The organism is Dactylosporangium sp. NPDC051087, assembly GCF_055586325.1.
The window spans coordinates 28,148-43,243 of record NZ_JBVJIJ010000009.1 but is presented as its reverse complement, the minus strand read 5'-3'; the positions used below and the strand labels follow the sequence as shown (position 1 = coordinate 43,243).

Annotated in this window: 13 protein-coding genes; 4 read left to right on the top strand and 9 right to left on the bottom strand. The window is 73.0% G+C overall.

Annotation, left to right across the window (positions count from 1 at the left end; genetic code table 11):
• Nucleotides 1-42: 42 nt before the first annotated feature.
• From ACZ6TV_RS18370 to ACZ6TV_RS18360, 3 genes are read right to left on the bottom strand one after another with little or no spacing between them, the layout of a single operon-like run.
• Nucleotides 43-858, bottom strand: coding sequence for an SDR family NAD(P)-dependent oxidoreductase (locus ACZ6TV_RS18370; RefSeq protein WP_465298379.1), 816 nt, complete (start codon nucleotides 856-858; stop codon nucleotides 43-45).
• Complete coding sequence (locus ACZ6TV_RS18365; RefSeq protein ID WP_465298378.1) at nucleotides 855-2,162, bottom strand: flavin-containing monooxygenase; 1,308 nt, start codon at nucleotides 2,160-2,162, stop codon at nucleotides 855-857. Before ACZ6TV_RS18365 ends, ACZ6TV_RS18370 begins: the two co-directional genes overlap by 4 nt.
• A 33-nt stretch (nucleotides 2,163-2,195) precedes the next feature.
• Entirely contained in the window at nucleotides 2,196-4,739 is a 2,544-nt protein-coding gene (locus ACZ6TV_RS18360) for a TetR/AcrR family transcriptional regulator (RefSeq protein ID WP_465298377.1), read from the bottom strand.
• A gap of 45 nt (nucleotides 4,740-4,784) precedes the next feature.
• Between ACZ6TV_RS18360 and ACZ6TV_RS18355 the strand changes: the two genes are divergently transcribed.
• Nucleotides 4,785-6,104: an MFS transporter gene (locus tag ACZ6TV_RS18355; protein ID WP_465298376.1), complete on the top strand. Its 1,320-nt coding sequence runs from the start codon at nucleotides 4,785-4,787 to the stop codon at nucleotides 6,102-6,104.
• Nucleotides 6,105-6,305: 201 nt separating this feature from the next.
• A complete protein-coding gene (locus ACZ6TV_RS18350; protein WP_465298375.1) occupies nucleotides 6,306-6,953 on the top strand; it encodes a polysaccharide deacetylase family protein in 648 nt (215 codons plus the stop codon).
• Nucleotides 6,954-7,018: 65 nt separating this feature from the next.
• Here ACZ6TV_RS18350 and ACZ6TV_RS18345 read toward each other — a convergent pair whose 3' ends face one another.
• The 4 genes from ACZ6TV_RS18345 to ACZ6TV_RS18330 form a co-directional block, all read right to left on the bottom strand.
• Complete coding sequence (locus tag ACZ6TV_RS18345) at nucleotides 7,019-7,546, bottom strand: P-loop nucleotide/nucleoside kinase family protein (protein ID WP_465298374.1); 528 nt, start codon at nucleotides 7,544-7,546, stop codon at nucleotides 7,019-7,021.
• Nucleotides 7,547-7,640: 94 nt separating this feature from the next.
• Entirely contained in the window at nucleotides 7,641-7,937 is a 297-nt protein-coding gene (locus tag ACZ6TV_RS18340; RefSeq protein ID WP_465298373.1) for a DUF1905 domain-containing protein, read from the bottom strand.
• Nucleotides 7,938-7,974: 37 nt separating this feature from the next.
• Nucleotides 7,975-9,036: a CU044_5270 family protein gene (locus ACZ6TV_RS18335; RefSeq protein ID WP_465298372.1), complete on the bottom strand. Its 1,062-nt coding sequence runs from the start codon at nucleotides 9,034-9,036 to the stop codon at nucleotides 7,975-7,977.
• Complete coding sequence (locus tag ACZ6TV_RS18330) at nucleotides 9,033-9,554, bottom strand: RNA polymerase sigma factor (protein ID WP_465298371.1); 522 nt, start codon at nucleotides 9,552-9,554, stop codon at nucleotides 9,033-9,035. Before ACZ6TV_RS18330 ends, ACZ6TV_RS18335 begins: the two co-directional genes overlap by 4 nt.
• Nucleotides 9,555-9,671: 117 nt before the next feature.
• Here ACZ6TV_RS18330 and ACZ6TV_RS18325 point away from each other — a divergent pair, with 117 nt between their 5' ends.
• Both ACZ6TV_RS18325 and ACZ6TV_RS18320 read left to right on the top strand, forming a co-directional pair.
• A complete protein-coding gene (locus ACZ6TV_RS18325; RefSeq protein WP_465298370.1) occupies nucleotides 9,672-10,493 on the top strand; it encodes a metalloregulator ArsR/SmtB family transcription factor in 822 nt (273 codons plus the stop codon).
• An 11-nt stretch (nucleotides 10,494-10,504) separates the two neighbouring features.
• Complete coding sequence (locus ACZ6TV_RS18320; protein ID WP_465298369.1) at nucleotides 10,505-11,092, top strand: dihydrofolate reductase family protein; 588 nt, start codon at nucleotides 10,505-10,507, stop codon at nucleotides 11,090-11,092.
• Between the two features lie 1,117 nt (nucleotides 11,093-12,209).
• On the opposite strand, the gene ACZ6TV_RS18315 is transcribed toward ACZ6TV_RS18320, so the two are convergent.
• Nucleotides 12,210-12,599, bottom strand: a complete 390-nt coding sequence (locus ACZ6TV_RS18315; protein WP_465298368.1) for a hypothetical protein — start codon at nucleotides 12,597-12,599, stop codon at nucleotides 12,210-12,212.
• Between the two features lie 315 nt (nucleotides 12,600-12,914).
• Nucleotides 12,915-15,005 (bottom strand): MMPL family transporter, encoded by a 2,091-nt coding sequence (locus ACZ6TV_RS18310; protein WP_465298367.1) that lies wholly within the window; start codon nucleotides 15,003-15,005, stop codon nucleotides 12,915-12,917.
• Between the last annotated feature and the right edge of the window lie 91 nt (nucleotides 15,006-15,096).

The window sequence follows — 15,096 nt, the reverse complement described above, 5'->3', positions numbered from 1 at the left end:
CGATTTCCTGGCGTGGTTCCTTCTTGGTGTGGTGCCTGCGGATCACGCCGGCGGCTTCCCGGTCTGGTTCCGGCGGAGCAAGCCGGCGGCGAGGGGTGCGCTGTCGAAGGCGCCCGCGGCGAGGCGTGCGGCGACGGTACGGCGGACCATCGCATCGGCGAGCGACGGGAAATGGCGGGCGATGGCCATCTCCAGGCGGCCGCGGCCGGTGGTGGCGACCGCGCGGGGGGCCTTGCGGGCGGTCGCCGCGCGGAGGATCGCGGTGACGACGCCGTCGGCCGGTTCCATCCTGGAGACGCCCTGCAGCGACAGGCCGGCGGCGGCGGTCGAGTCGTGGATCGGCGAGGCGACCATGCTCGGATAGACGACGCTGACCCCGACGTGGCTGCCGACCTCGAGGCGGAGCGCGTCGGCGTACGCGACGAGGGCCCGCTTGCTGACGCCGTACGCGGCGGCCAGGGGCAGCGGCAGCACGGCCATCCGGCTGGCGACGAACACCACCCTGCCGCGGGCCGCTTCGAGGGCCGGCAGGGCGGCGGCGGTGGTCCGCCACGCGGCGAGGAGGTTGACCTCCAGCTGCCGGGCGACGACCTCGTCCGGGGGCAGCTCCGCCGGCGCGGGACCGCCGACGCCGGCGTTGTTGATGAGCAGGTCGAGGCCGCCGAGCCGCTCGACGGCCGCGGCGACGGCGGCGGGCACCGCGGCCGCGGACGTGAGGTCGCAGGCGAGCACCGGCACGGGGCCGTCGACGGCGACGAGGTCGATGCCGACGACGGACGCGCCGGCGGCGGTGAGCCGCTCGCCGAGCAGCCGCCCGAACGTCCCGTTCGCCCCGGTGACGATGACCCTCTTGTTCATGCGGCGGCTCGCTTCCGGCCCTCGTCCAGCTCCCGTGCGGCGAGGTCGAGATAGGCGTCGAAGTCGATGCGCATCGCCGGCCTGCGCTCGCCCCACCGGTCCCGGGCGGCACGCAGCTCGGCGGCGCAGTCGTCGCGCTGCCGGTCCGGCGGCGGCAGCCGGTACGTGCCCGCGAGGTGGCCCGCGACGAGCCGGGCCTGCGCCTCGACGACGGGGAACGCGGCGCCCGTGGACTGCATCAGCCCGACGAACATCAGCCCCGGTGCGTCGAGGTGGAACACGTGCCGGAACAGCGGCAGCCGGTCCGCCCCGCCTTCCAGCAGCGCGGGGTCCAGGAACGGGAGTTCGACGCGGTAGCCGGTACACCAGACGACGAGGTCGACCGAGTCCCTGCGGCCGTCCTCGAAGACCACTTCATCGCCCTCGAACCGGGCGACGGCGGGCCGGACCGCGATCTCGCCGTGGGTGATGCGCGGCAGCAACGCGTCGGACAGCGTGGGATGATCCTGCAGGAACCCGTGCGCGGGCGCGGGCAGCCCGTACCGCTGCGGCGGCCCGACCGCGAGCCGCAGCATCGTCTGGCTGATGCGCTGCCGGACCCGCCACGGCAGCCGCTTCGCGAGCGCGCCGTTCAGCGTGTCGGACGGCCGGCCGAACAGGTACTTCGGCACGATCCACACCCCGCGGCGCACCGACAGCAGCGTCCGCGCGGCGACATGGGACGCGTCGACGGCGATGTCCATCGCGGAGTTCCCGCCGCCGACGACGAGGACGCGGCGGCCCCGCAGCTGCTCGGGCCCGCGGTAGTCGTGGCTGTGCAGCTGCTCGGCGGCCGGCTCGCCGGGGTGCGCCGGGTCGGGCAGCCTGGGCACGGTGTTGTGCCCGTTGGCCACGACCACCGCCCCGGCCCTGACCTCGACCGTCCCTTGTGGACCTTCGGCGGTGACCTCCCAGGTCCCGTCCTGCGCCTGGTGTACGCGGGTCACGACGTGCCCTGCCCGGATGCTCCCCGTGAGGCCGAACGCCCCGGCGTAGTCCGCGAGGTATCCGGCCACCCGCTCGTGACCCGGATAGTCGGGCCAGTCGGCGGGCATTGGGAAGTCGGCGAACTCGGTGCGGGTGCGGCTGGTGTTGAGGTGCAGGGTCCGGTACGCCGACGAGTGCGGCCCGCCGAGCACCCACAACCCGCCGGGCCGGTCACCGGCGTCGAAGCAGACCGCGGGCACACCGGCGGCGCCGAGCGCCTTGAGCGTCGCCAGGCCCGCCGGCCCACCCCCGACGACCACCACCCGGTATTCCAACACGCGTTGGATTCTGGGTCACCCGCGTCGCGCGCGTCAAGGCCGCCCGTACATGCGGTCCAGCCACCGGTGCACGAACGCCCTCAACGCAACCCTCGCCTCAGCACTCATCCCACCCCGCAACGCCGTCACCGTATGCGCGTGCACAGCCCAGATGAGGCTGCGCACGGCGAGGTGCGGCTGCGGCTCGTGCAGCACCCCACGCTTGTGCGCGACCGCCAGGACTGCCTCCACCTGCTCGTACAGCGGCGTCGCGAACCGCTCGTCCATCCCCTCGTGCCGGTCGGGGTCCAACCACCGCCGCAACCACAACCCGGTGGTCTCGGGCCGCTCCTCCAGAAAGTCCACGAACGCGTCGACAACCCGGTGCAGGCCCTGGAGAACCTCTTCCGCCTCTCCGCCCTTGCCCGCCGCCGTGTCATTGCCGGGGGTGGTCACGGCTTCGATCGGGTGCCCGGTGCCCGGCTGTCGCGCGGTCGCTGGTTCGCCGGCCGCCGCTTCGGCTGCCTGCTCGCCGGCCGCGGCCTGCTCGACCACCGCTCCGGCCGCCGTTCGCCCGGCGGCTGCTCCAGTCGCTGGTTGCCCGGCGGCCGCCCCGGTCGCAGTTCGCTCGGCGGCTGCTCCAGTCGCTGGTTGCTCGGCGGCCGCCCCGGTCGCAGTTCGCTCGGCGGCCGCTCCAGTCGCTGGTTGCCCGGCGGCCGCCCCGGTCGCAGTTCGCTCGGCGGACGCTCCAGTCGCAGTTCGCTCGGCGGACGTTCCGGCTGCCGACTCCTCAGTTGCGCCTCGGGCTGCCACCGCCTCGGCCGTCGGATCGCCGGCCATCCCCCGCGCGGCCAACGCCCTGACCGCCGTTTCCTCAGCCGCCCCTAGTGCTGCCACCGCCTCGGCCGTCCGCTCGCCGGCCACCCCTCGCGCGGCCAACGCCCTGGACGCCGTTTCCTCAGCTGCTCCCCTCGCGGCAACCGCCTCGGCCGTCCGCTCGCCGGCCACCCCTCGCGCGGCCACCGCTCCTGTCGCTGTCCGCGCAGGGGCCGCCACGGTCACCGCAGTCGCCGTTTCGTCGGCCACCACCTCGCCCACCCGCTCGGCGGTCAGTCCCCGCGCAGGCACCGGCCCGGTCGCCGTCGGCTCATCGGCAGCCCTGGACGCTCTCTCGCCGACAACCACCTCGCCAGCTCGCTCGGCGGCCACTCCCCCCGCAGCCATCGGTCCGGTCGCCATTGGCTCAGCGGCCGCCGCGGTCGCCGTCTCGTCAGCCGCACCGTGCTGCTCGCCGCCCGCCGCCGCCGCGACGGCACCGAGGTGCACCCGGTCTTGCGCAACCACCGACTCAGCCACCCGCTCGTCGGGCATCCCCTGTGCAACCACCGCCCCCGTCGCCGCCCCCGCCCCCGTCGCAGTCGCCGTCGGCTCAGCGGTCGGCGCTTCGTCGGCTACGGGCCCGGCATTGACCACGCCGTGCGCCGCCACCGCATCGGCTGCGTTTTCGTTGACGGCACCCTGCTCGACCGCCTTCGCGGTGACGGCCTCCCGCGCGGGTGCCGCTTCGGCAGGCGTACGTTCAGCGGCCACCGCGGCCGCCATCTCCTCGACCACACCTCGCCTGGCCACCGCGTCGGCCGCCCGCTCGGTGGCGACCTGCCGCGCGACCGCCGCATCGGCGGCGGTTTCGTCGGCCACGCCGCGGGCAGCGGCCGCTTCGGTCGCCGCCAACTCGGCGACCACCGCGGCCGCCGCCTGGTCGGCCGCCCTTCGCGTGGCCATCACCTCGGATGCCTGCTCCTGGGTGGCACCCCGCGCGGTGGCCGCTTCAGAGGTCGCGCGGCTCATGGCCGTCACTTCGGCCGCTGCCTTTTCGGTCGCCCCGCCGGCCACCACTCCGGTTGCCGCCCCGGTCACCGCTTCAGTCGTCGCCCTGTCGGTCGCCCCACCGGCCACCGCTCCGGTTGCCGCCCCGGTCACCGATTCAGTCGTCGCCCTGTCGGTCGCCCCACTGGCCGCCACTCCATCGGTTGCCCCGTAGACCGTCGCCGCGCGCTCCGCCTCAATCACCGCACCGTCGGTCACCCCGTCGGCCGCCGCCTCGATCACCGCACCGTCGGTCACCCCGTCGGCCGCCGCCTCGATCACCGCACCGTCGGTCAACCCGTCGGCCGCCGCCCCGGGCACCGCTTCAGTCGCCGCTCCATCGGCCGCCGCCCCGCGCACCGCCTCAATCACCGCGCCATCGGTCAACCCGTCAACCGCCGCCCCGGGCACCGCTTCAGGCTCCGCACCATCGGTCACCCCGTTGGCCACTGCTTCGGTGACCGCTTTGATGACCGGTTCGAGGGCGCGGCGTTCGGCGTCGAAGACGACCGCGAAGCAGGCCTGGTACAGCGCGGCCTTGCTGCCCGCGTGGTGGTGCACCGTGGCGACGTCGACGCCCGCGCCCTCGGCGACCGCGCGGATGCTCACCGCGTCGAACCCGTGCCTGGCGAACAGTCCCGTCGCCACCCGCAGGATCACCTCGCGCGTGTCGACGGCGTCCGCCGCGCGGGGTCTGCCGGGGCGTCGTCGCGTGCTGTTCAGATCTTCCATCGTCCCCTATTATCCATCGCACGTTGGATTCCCGGGAGCGTGGTTATGTCGAACGTACGGCTGCCGCTGCGCGGGCTCGTCCCGTTCGCGACCGGCTCCGTCGGCATGGGTGTCTGGGTCACTGTGCCCGGCCTGCTGCTGCTGTACTTCCTCACCGACGTCCTCGCCGTGACGCCCTTGCTCGCGGGTTTCGTGCTGCTCGCGCCGAAGATCCTCGACGTCGTGCTGCACCCGTGGGTCGGCCGGCTCTCCGACGCCGACCTCGCCCGCCGCGGGCACCGGCGGCGGCTCATGCTCGCCGGTTGCGCGCTCGCCGTCGCTTTCGCCGCGATGTTCGCCGTGCCAGGCGGCCTGCGCGGCGCCCCGGCGGCGTTGTGGGTCGCGGTCGCGTTCATCGCCGGCAACCTCCTCTTCGCCGCCTACCAGGTCCCTTACCTCGCCACCCCGGCCGACCTGAGCATCGGCTACCACGAGCGCACCCGCCTGATGGGCTTCCGCATGGTGGTGCTCACCGTCGGCATCCTGCTCAGCGGTGTCGCCGCGCCCCTGCTCGCCGACGCGCTCGGCTACACCCGCATGGGCCTCGTCCTCGGCGCCACCATGCTCGTCGTAATGCTGGTCGGCATTCTCGGCGTCCTCCGTCTGACCGCCGCCGCTCCGGTACTGCGCACGACCGGCACCCGGCACGGGCTCCTCGCCTCGTTGCGGGACCGGCAGTTCCGCGCGCTCGTCGCGTCGTATCTCGCGATGTCGACCACGACACACCTGGTGCTCGCCGCTGTGCCCTACTTCGCCGAATACGAGCTGGGCCGCCCCAAACTGACCACCGTCCTCGTCGCCGCATTCGTCGCTCCCGCCATCCTCGCGACGCCCGTCTGGGTCGTCGTCGCCCGGCGCATCGGCAAGCAGCGCGGGCTGCTCGTCGCGCAGGCGTCGTTCGTCGCGGGGTCCCTCGTCCTCGCCCTCGGCTCCGCGGCCGGCCTGCCGGTCATCGTGGCCGCCGTCGCCGTCCTCGGGGTCGCGTTCGCCGCCATGCAACTGCTGCCCTTCTCGATGCTTCCCGATGTCATCGCCGCCTCCGGTCCCGACGGCACCAGCCGCGCCGGCGGCTACACCGGCGTCTGGACCGCGGCCGACGCGACCGGCGGCGCGCTGGGCCCTTACGCCTACGCCGCCTGCCTCGCCCTCGGCGGCTTCGTGGCCAGCGATTCCAGCTCCGTCGTCGTCCAGTCCTCCTCCGCGCTCGCCGCCGTCCGCTACGGTTTCGCCGTCGTGCCCGCGGTCCTCATGACCGCGGCCGTCCTCCTGCAGCGCCGATACACGCTCGACAAGCGTGCAACCGTTCCCGAGCCGATCGCGTCATGAACAGTGCGATCATGCTTGCGGAGGTGACCCCTGTTGAACGGACTGTCCCGCCGACGCCTGCTCGGCGCCGGACTCATCGCGACGGGCACCGCTCTCGTCGCCGCCGGCTCGACGGGTCCTGTCCTGAACGCCTCCACGATCACGGTGCCTCCGTCGTCTCCATCGCCGTCACCTCCACCGCCGTCGCCCTCCGTGCCGGCCATGACGCCGCTCGACCGGCCGGTGTTCACGCTTGAGGAATACCGCCGGCTGGTGCCCGGCCCGCCCTTCCCCGCCAACGCGGTCGCCCTGACCATCGACGACGGTCCGCACCCCACGTGGACGCCGAAGGTGCTCCGCCTGCTGGACCGCTATCACGTGCCCGCGCTCTTCTGCCTCATCGGCAACCAGGTCCTCGGCCACGAACCGGTCGCCCGCGACATCGTCGCCGCCGGCCACCACGTCGCCAACCACACGTGGAGCCACCCGGCGAAGATCGCCCACTTCGACCCCGCCCGCGTCCAGCAGGAGGTCGACCGCGCCCAGGACAAGATCTACAGCACCACGGGCAAGCTCCCCACCATCTTCCGATCCCCGGGCGGTGCCGTCTCCCCCGCCGTCTTCACCGCCGCCGCCCAGGCCCGGATGGTCCCCATCAACTGGACCAACGACCCCCGTGACTGGACCCGCCCCGGCACCCGCTCCATCACCGACCATCTCCTCGCCGCCCGCCCGGGCCAGATCCTGCTCTGCCACGACGGCGGCGGAGACCGGGCCCAGACCTGCGCCGCCCTCTCCACGGTCATCCCCGCCCTGCAGTCCCGCGGCTACCAGTTCGTCGTCCTTGACGGCACCCCCGGCCCCACCTGACCCACCCGTCACAGCCGCTCTTGCCTGGAACCACATGCGGCGCCGACGCGCCGGAGCGGGGCGGGTCATCGGAGCTCAGCCCGGCTCGGCGCGGTGAGCTGGCAGTGGGCCTCTTCGATGACGTCGGCCAGCGGCGCGGTGGCGTCGAGCAGCACGTGCGGGTCCTTCCAGGGCTCATACGTGCCGGCGAGCGCCTCGACCCGCGCCCAGGTCGGCTCGGGAAGGTGGCGCAGCCCTCGTCGGCGCCCTTCCAGCCGCCGGCGGTGCTCCACCCGATCGGCGCAGACGAGCACGACGAACCGCAGCGCGACCCCGGCGGCCGAGGCCGCGCGCCGCCACGTCTCGCGGGCCGGCTCGCTGTCGTTGACGGCGTCGACGACGACGTCGCGCCCCAGCGCGAGATTCTGCTCCGCGGCCGCCCTGACCGCCTCATATGCGGCGACGCCGGTCTCCCACCCGGCGGCCAGCCCCGCGCCGAGCATGGCGTCCTCAACGGTGTCGATGGACAGCTGCACGGCACCCGACCGGGCGGCGACCCCCTCGGCCACGGCGCTCTTGCCCGTGCCCGGCAGGCCCGAGATCACGATCAACATTGCTGGGTGTCCTTTCGGTCGGCAACGCCTGGAGCCGGTGCGCACCCACCCGGCCGCGAGTGACCACGGCCGGGCGGGAGTCCACATTCGCTGGTCATACGTCGAGCAGCTCGACGGTCACGGTGGCCACGTCGCCGATGTCGAGGGACTCGGCCTTGCGGACGGCGGCCTTGACGGGCAGGACATAGGCGTCGCCGCCGGGGAAGATCGACGTCTTCCAGGTGGTGCCGCCGATGGTCACCCGGACCCGCAGCGAGCCGAAGCCGCGCCTGACGTCACCGGTCAGATGCCGGATGTCCTCGGACTCGTCGGCGGGCAGCGAGACGAACACCCACGTGTCCGCCCGCCTCGCGTCCCAGGACCACAGCTGCGCTTCGAAGTTCACCACCACGCGCTCACCTTCGCACGTGGGTACGACAGAAAAATCGCTACGCGGCGGGCGGGGTGTCGTCGGTGTAGCCGGCGCGGACCTGGACCGTCCAGCTCATCAGCGTGCCCGGCCCGGTGGCGGGAACCGACCACGACTCGAGCGCGAGCGCCCGCCCGTCCGCCACGTCGACGATCAGGCGTTGCTGGCCGAGACCGCCGCCGTCACCACGCCGCGTGTACGCCACCGCCAGCCCCGACCTGCCGTGCCGGTCCTGCACGGTGCCGAGGAATTCGATGCCCGGGACGTCGGCGAGCATCCGGTACGCGGCGGCGCGCACCGGCCTGGGCACGGGCAGTTCGGCGACCAGGTCGCGGCCCGCGAAGAACAGCGCGGCCGGCGAGCCGTCGACGAAGCCGCGCTGCTCCAGCCACGACCGCAGCGCGGCGGGCGAGACCGGCAGCCCGGCGAGGTCGGCGAGCGTCACCGGCCGGCCCGCGAGCGTCAGCGTCACCGACGGGGGAAGCGGACGCACCAGGCGCGGTCCGGGTGCGGTGGTCCGTACGATCGGGGCGGTGCCGGCCGGTCCGGTCTCGGTCCACTGCGACGGGGAGCCGGCGGCCTTCCACGCGGCCTCGTCGGCGCCGGTGGCGGGCACGGTGCCCTGGTCCTGCATCACGTCGACGCTGTGGTCGCCCGGCCGGATGGCCTGCCACCGCTCGATGCTGAGCCGCACCGCGATGCCGTAGGCGCCGACCTCTTTGCGCTCACCGTGCTCCTGTGCCCGCACCCAGAAGCGGCCGCCGGTCGCCTCGCCGGTCGCGTCGGTCTTCGCGGCCGCCAGCGCCAGCACGTCGCGCGCCGAGAGCGGCACCGCCGAAGGAGTGGCAGCCGCGGGCCCGGACGGTTTGCCGTCGCCTGGCAGTACCGACGCGGCAATCGCAATCGCGGCTGCTGCCGGCAAGGCGGCGGCCACGACGAGGCGCCGCGGGACCGTGCGCTTCCGGGCCGCAGGGTGCGCCGGAGAGGCCATGAGGACGGCCGGGTCGGGGCGGGCGCCGGGTTCGAGGCGATCGGGGCGGGCCTCGGCCAGCAGTTGCAGGACGTCACGTCTGGGGGTCATCGGCTGTACTCCTTGGAGAAGGCGGATTCGTGCTGGTCCACGGCGTGCCGCAGCCGCTTGCGGGCCCGGTGCAACCGGACGAGGAACGTGGCCGCCGAGCAGCCGACGACCCGTGCGGCGTCGCGGGCGGGCAGCCCCTGCCAGGCGGTGAGGGTCAGCACTTCGCGGTCGTCCTCGCTGAGCGTCCCGAGCGCGACGAGGACCGCGGCGCGGTCGGTCACCTGGTCGGCGACGTCGTCGTCGGCCTCGCGGATCCAGGTCCGGAGCTCGGCGGCGACGGCGGCCTGGCGGACCTCGTCGCGGAAGCGCTCGCGGGCGACGTTGCGGGCGACGCCGAGCAGCCACGGCAGGGGCGCCGCCGGTAGCTCGCGCACTCTTCGCCAGGCGACGAGGAAGGTGTCCCCCACCACGTCGTCGGCGTGTTCCCGACCGGCGCGGGTCACCGCATACGCATACACCTGCCGGTGATGCGCGTCGTAGATGGCGGTGAACCGCCTGCTTGTCTCGGCATCTGTCACACCTGCTCCTCGCGTGGAAGTTACGCCGTCACGAGTAGTGCTCGGGGACCTCCGGTTCTTACAGTACCCGAAGCTATTCCTTGACATGAATATTCTCCACGGCGCATACTTCTCGGCATGGACGCACTTCTCACCGCGCTCGCCGATCCGGCCAGGTGGCGGCTCGTCTGCCTGCTGGCGGAGCGGCCACGGGCGGTCGGGGTCCTCGCCCAGCTGACCGGGGCGCGGCAGCCACAGACCACCAAGCACCTGCAGACCCTCGAGCGGGCCGGCGTCGTGACCTCGCGAAGGACCGGGCAGCGCCGGGTGTATGCGCTGCTGAGCCAGCCCCTGCTCGACCTCGCCGCGGCACTCAACGGGCTCGCCGCGGGCGCCGCCAGGGTCAGCGGTCCCGACACCGTCTTCGAGCGGCACGGGATCAGCGTCGAGATCGAGCGGCTCGCGGCGGACAGTTCCGGCTGGGCCGACGGGCGCACGTTCCGGTTCCACCGCTCCCTGGCGGGCAGCCCCGACCTGGTCTGGCGGCACATGACGGAGCCCGACCTGGTCGCGCGGTGGTGGGCACCCGAGGGGCTGCGTGTCTCCGACCTGGTCCTGGAGGCACACCCCGGCGGGCGCCTCCACCTGGAGTATCGCGACGCCGAGGACACCGACGGCACCGACCAGGTGCTCGGCCGCGCCGAGGGCGCCGTGGACGACGTCCGTCCCGGGGAGCGCCTCGCATATCGGCTCTCCCCGCTGCTACCCGGCGGCGACGGGATCGCGTTCACCTCGCACGTCGAGGTGGACCTGCGGCCGCACGGCGACGGCACCGAGCTCGACGTGCTCTACCGGGTCACCGACAGCACCGTCGACTCCGCCGACTTCATCGCGGGCATCGAGATCGGCTACGGCCAGACCCTCGACAAGCTCGCGGCCAACCTGCACACCACCAGCTGAAGGAGCACACCTTGACCCGCAGGATCGTCACCAACATGAGCCTCTCCCTCGACGGCCGCTACGCCGCGCCGGAGAATCCCGTCGACATGCGCTGGGTGATGCCCTACGCGATCACGGACGTCGCCCGGGACCACCTGACCAGCCTGTGGGAGCCGGCGACCACGGCCCTACTCGGGCGGGTCAACGCTGAGGGGTTCCTCGGGTTCTGGCCCACGGTCATCGGCATGGACGGCGCCGACCCGCGCGACGAGGCGTTCGCGAAGTGGCTCGTCTCGGCCGACAAGGTCGTGCTGTCGTCCACGCTGGGCGAGGCGCCGTGGGAGCGCACGACGATCGTCGACAGGCCCGCCGCGGAGGTGGCCGCCGAGCTGAAGGAGACCGACGGCGGCGACATCCTCGTGCTGTCCAGCGCGAGCGTCATCAAGGCGCTGCTCGCCGCCGACCAGGTCGACCGGCTGGCGCTCATGGTCTTCCCGGTGTTCCTCGGTGGCGGGCCGCGGCTGTTCGACGACGGGCTGCCGGCGGGGCAGTGGGCGCTCACGAGTCAGGCGGCGGGCGAGCATGGCACCCTCGCGCTCGTCTACGACCGGGTCCGCTGACCCACGGTCGTTCAGGGGGCCGACGGCGACTTGGGCACGATGAGGGACCTGCGCGACGAGCGGCGCCGGCCGACGTGGGCGGCGACCGGGAGAGGCTGGCGACCTGACGCCTGCTGAACGGCACGACCCGCATGGGGTTTGCGACCGGACGGAGGCCGGAGTTCGCGGCGCAGGAGCCGCTCGTTGTGGGCTGTCGCTGCCGTGCGTTTGTTCGGTGATGGGACAACGCCGGTGCGACCCCGTGCCAGTTGGCCAGCATCGGACGGACCTCTGCAAGCGGCTCCGCGACCGATTCCACGACCGGCAGGGCCACGATGGTGCCACCGACAGAGCGTGCGGATAGGGGCGCGCCGACAGGTCTGCACCCCGGCACCGACTCGCGCGAAGCGGCGCACCGTCCCGGGTCGAACGCAGGGCGTCCGAGGCCGAGACCCGAGGCCGAGACCCCGAAGCGCGCGGCCTGAAGCTCGGCCGCGGCAGGGGCAGGCGGCGGCACGGGACCACGCCCTGGAACCGGGGCTCCAGGGCGGGCAGCGCGGGATGCCCGAGGCGGCAAGCGGTCGGGGCCGGTCAGCACTGGGTCCGAGGGCTCGGGACAGGACAGGAGCAGCGTCCAGGCCCACGACCGTGACCCAGTCACAGCAACCGGGCCCGGGAGCTCGCCAGGCAGGGCCCAGGGCGGGCACCACCCCACGCGAGGCGGCACGGCCGGGCGGCGCAGCGCAGCGGTGCAAGGCCCAGGGACCGGAGGCCAGGAGCGGGGGAACCGGGAGCCGACGAGCGGGAGCCCGGAGCGGAGAGCCCGGAGCGGAGAACCGCAGAACAGGAACAGGAAACGGGGGCACACGGCGCCAATGCACAGACACCGGGTACGGCTCGAGCACCGGGCTCCCGGGACTGGGCTGAGGAGCTGACCAGCACCGCGCTGAGTTATGGCCGAGACCGGCGACGAAATACGAGGCTGATCCGGCCTGGACCCTGCGCAGCCTGCCCGACTACGACGGCGGCTTCACCTGGCGGCGGCCGGCGGCGGCCTGCTCGTGGACAGCGGTCTGCTCGCGGGCAGTCGGGTGGCGGAGCGGGCAAGCCCCCCACTCCCCACCAGGGCGGGCAGGGCTCAGTTCCACCACAGGGTCAGCACCCGGTGGCCGGGCGGCACGGGGAGGGACCGGAGCGGGGGCAGGTCGCCGGGCTCGTCCGGGTGCAGCTCCGCAGCCCATGACCAGAGCGCCGCCTCCGAGGCGGTTGTCAGGACGTAGACGTGGCAGCTGAAGGGCCACTCGGGAGGTTCCATGACCTCGTCGACGCCGACCAGGACGTCGTGGACCTCAGGGCGGTCCCGGATGGTGCGCAGGACGGTGTGGAAGCGGGCGATGCCCGGGTGGTCGGGCAGGTTGCAGCCGATCGACGCGAGATCGTCGTTGCCCTCGAAGAACAGTTCGAGGCTGATGATGGGCTCGGCCTCGGTGTTCTGCCGGGCGATCTCGGCGAGGAGTTCAGGCAGCATCGGTGTCAACTGTCGCATGGGAGGGCCCGCGCCGGAGGCGTCAGCCGGCGGATCGGTGGTGGGAAAAACCAACGGTGGCCTGTAGCGACAGGTACAGGCCACCTACGGCCGTGACGCGACGAGACGCCGCTGATGAGTGATTCGACACAGTTTGATGGAGCTTCGGGGCGGGTATCGATGATCCCGCAACGAAGGGAAGGTACAGATGTTGGCGCACGACGAACGGGAATACCGCGAGTTCGAGCACGACGACGATCTGCTGATCATCGAGGAGGAGCACGTCAGCGGGCCTTACCGCGACGGGCGTCCGATTCTCTAAACGGTCACCTGGTCCTTCTGGATCGATGGCCTGGTGGTCCGGCCGAGGGCGCTGGGCCACCACATGCGCTCACCGATGTCGAGGTTCAGTGCGGTGACGAGCACGGACCGGACGATGATCGTGTCGAGGAGCACACCGAAGGCCACCGCGAAGCCGATCTCGGCGAAGGCGGTGAGGGGCAGCGTGGCGAGGACCGCGAACGTGCCCGCGAGGACGAGGCCCGCCGAGGTGATGACGCCCCCGGTGGCCGACAGCCCGATCAGCGCCGCGCGGCGGGTGCCGTGCTTGACCGCCTCTTCCCGGACCCGGGTCATCAGGAAGATGTTGTAGTCGATACCGAGCGCGACCAGGAACACGAAGACGAAGAGCGGCAGCGACGAGTCGGCGCCGCCGAAGCCGAAGACGTGCCTGAAGACCAGGGCGCTGACGCCGAGCGCGGCGCCGAAGGACAGCACGACGGTGGCCATGAGGACGACCGGGGCGAGCACCGAGCGCAGCAGCAGGATGAGGATGAGCAGGACGACCGCGAGGACGATCGGGATGATCAGGTTGCGGTCCCGGGCGGCGGCGCGCTGGACGTCGAGGTTGACGGCCGTCGTGCCGCCCACGAGGGCACGCGCGTCGGGGACGGCGTGCACGGCGGCCCGGACGCGGTCCACGGTGTCGTACGCCGCCTGGCTGTCCGCCTGGTCGACGAGGTTGCCGGTGACGTACGCGTAGGCGCCGGCGGTCAGCGGTTCGCCCACCGAGGAGATGCCGGGCACCGCGGCGAACGCCGCCTTGACCGCGGCGGCGCTGGAGGCGGTGCTGATGACGATCACCGGGCTGCCGGCCGCGCCGGCGCCGTGCCGGGCCAGGACCTCCTCGCCGACGATCGAGTCCTGGGTGCCGCGGAAGGACTCCTTGTTGGTGAGCCCGGTGGCGTCCAACTGGACGATCCCGATCGTGGCGACCGCCAGCACCAGCGCGGTCACGATCCAGACGGAGCGCGGCCGGCGGGCGATCCGGCCGCCGACGCGGGCCCACAGGCCGGTCGCGGTCGGCTCGGAGGAGCCGAGCCGGGGGCGCAGCGGCCAGAAGATCCACCGGCCGCAGATGGTGAGCAGCACGGGCAGCAGGGTGAGCATGACGGCGAGCCCGACGGCGATGCCGATCGCGGCGACCGGGCCGAGGCCGCTGGTCGAGTTGGTCTCGGCGAAGAACAGGCAGAGCATGCCGAGCACGACCGTGGCGGCGCTGGCGATGATCGCGGGTCCGGAGCGGTGCAGCGCCTCGGCCATCGCCTCGTGCCGGTCCTCGTGCCGGCGCAGTTCCTCGCGGTACCGCGCGATCAGCAGCAACGCGTAGTCGGTGCCGGCGCCGAAGACGAGCACCGTGAGGATCCCGGCGCTCTGCGCGTTGACGACGAGGTCGGCGTGCTTGGCGAGCAGGTAGATCACCGCCTGGGCGGCGATCAGCGCGACCCCCGACGAGATGACCGGGAGCAGCCAGAGCAGCGGGCTGCGGTACGTGATCAGCAGGATCACGACCACGACGGCGATCGTGCCGAGCAGCAGGCTGCTGTCGATGCCCTCGAACGCGGCGCTGGAGTCGGCGGCGTTGCCCGCGGGGCCGGTGACGTGCACGCTGAGCCCGTCGGCGCCGTCGGAGGCCGTCGCGCGCAGGCGGTCGACCAGGGCGCCGGCGAGCGCCCAGCCGTCGCTGCCCAGGTTGACCGGCACGATGACCTGGGCGGCCTGACCGTCGGGCGTCGGGAGCGGGCCGGTGACCTTGCCGTCGAGCTCCGGGATGGCGCCGAACGCCGTCGCGTCGGCGGCCATCTTGGCCCGGTCACGCTCGGTCAGGCCGGAGTCACGCGAATACACCACGATGGCGGGGATCGTGTCGGGCGAGGTGAAGCTCGACTGCACGTCGATGACCTTCACGGACTCGGCACCGCTGGGCAGCCAGGACTTGGCGTCGTTGCGCTCGACATCGGTGAGCTTGCCGGCCAGCGGGCCGGCGAGGGCCGCTACGGCCAGCCAGAAGATCACGAAGACGTACTTGATCCGGCGGCCCGCGACGGCGCCGGCGACAGACTTCCCCATGCATCGATGCTTACATAGGTAGGCGCGCTACGCATTGTGACCCAGGACACGCTCAGTAATGCCCCAAGGCTGGGGGTTCTCCAGAGAGCGC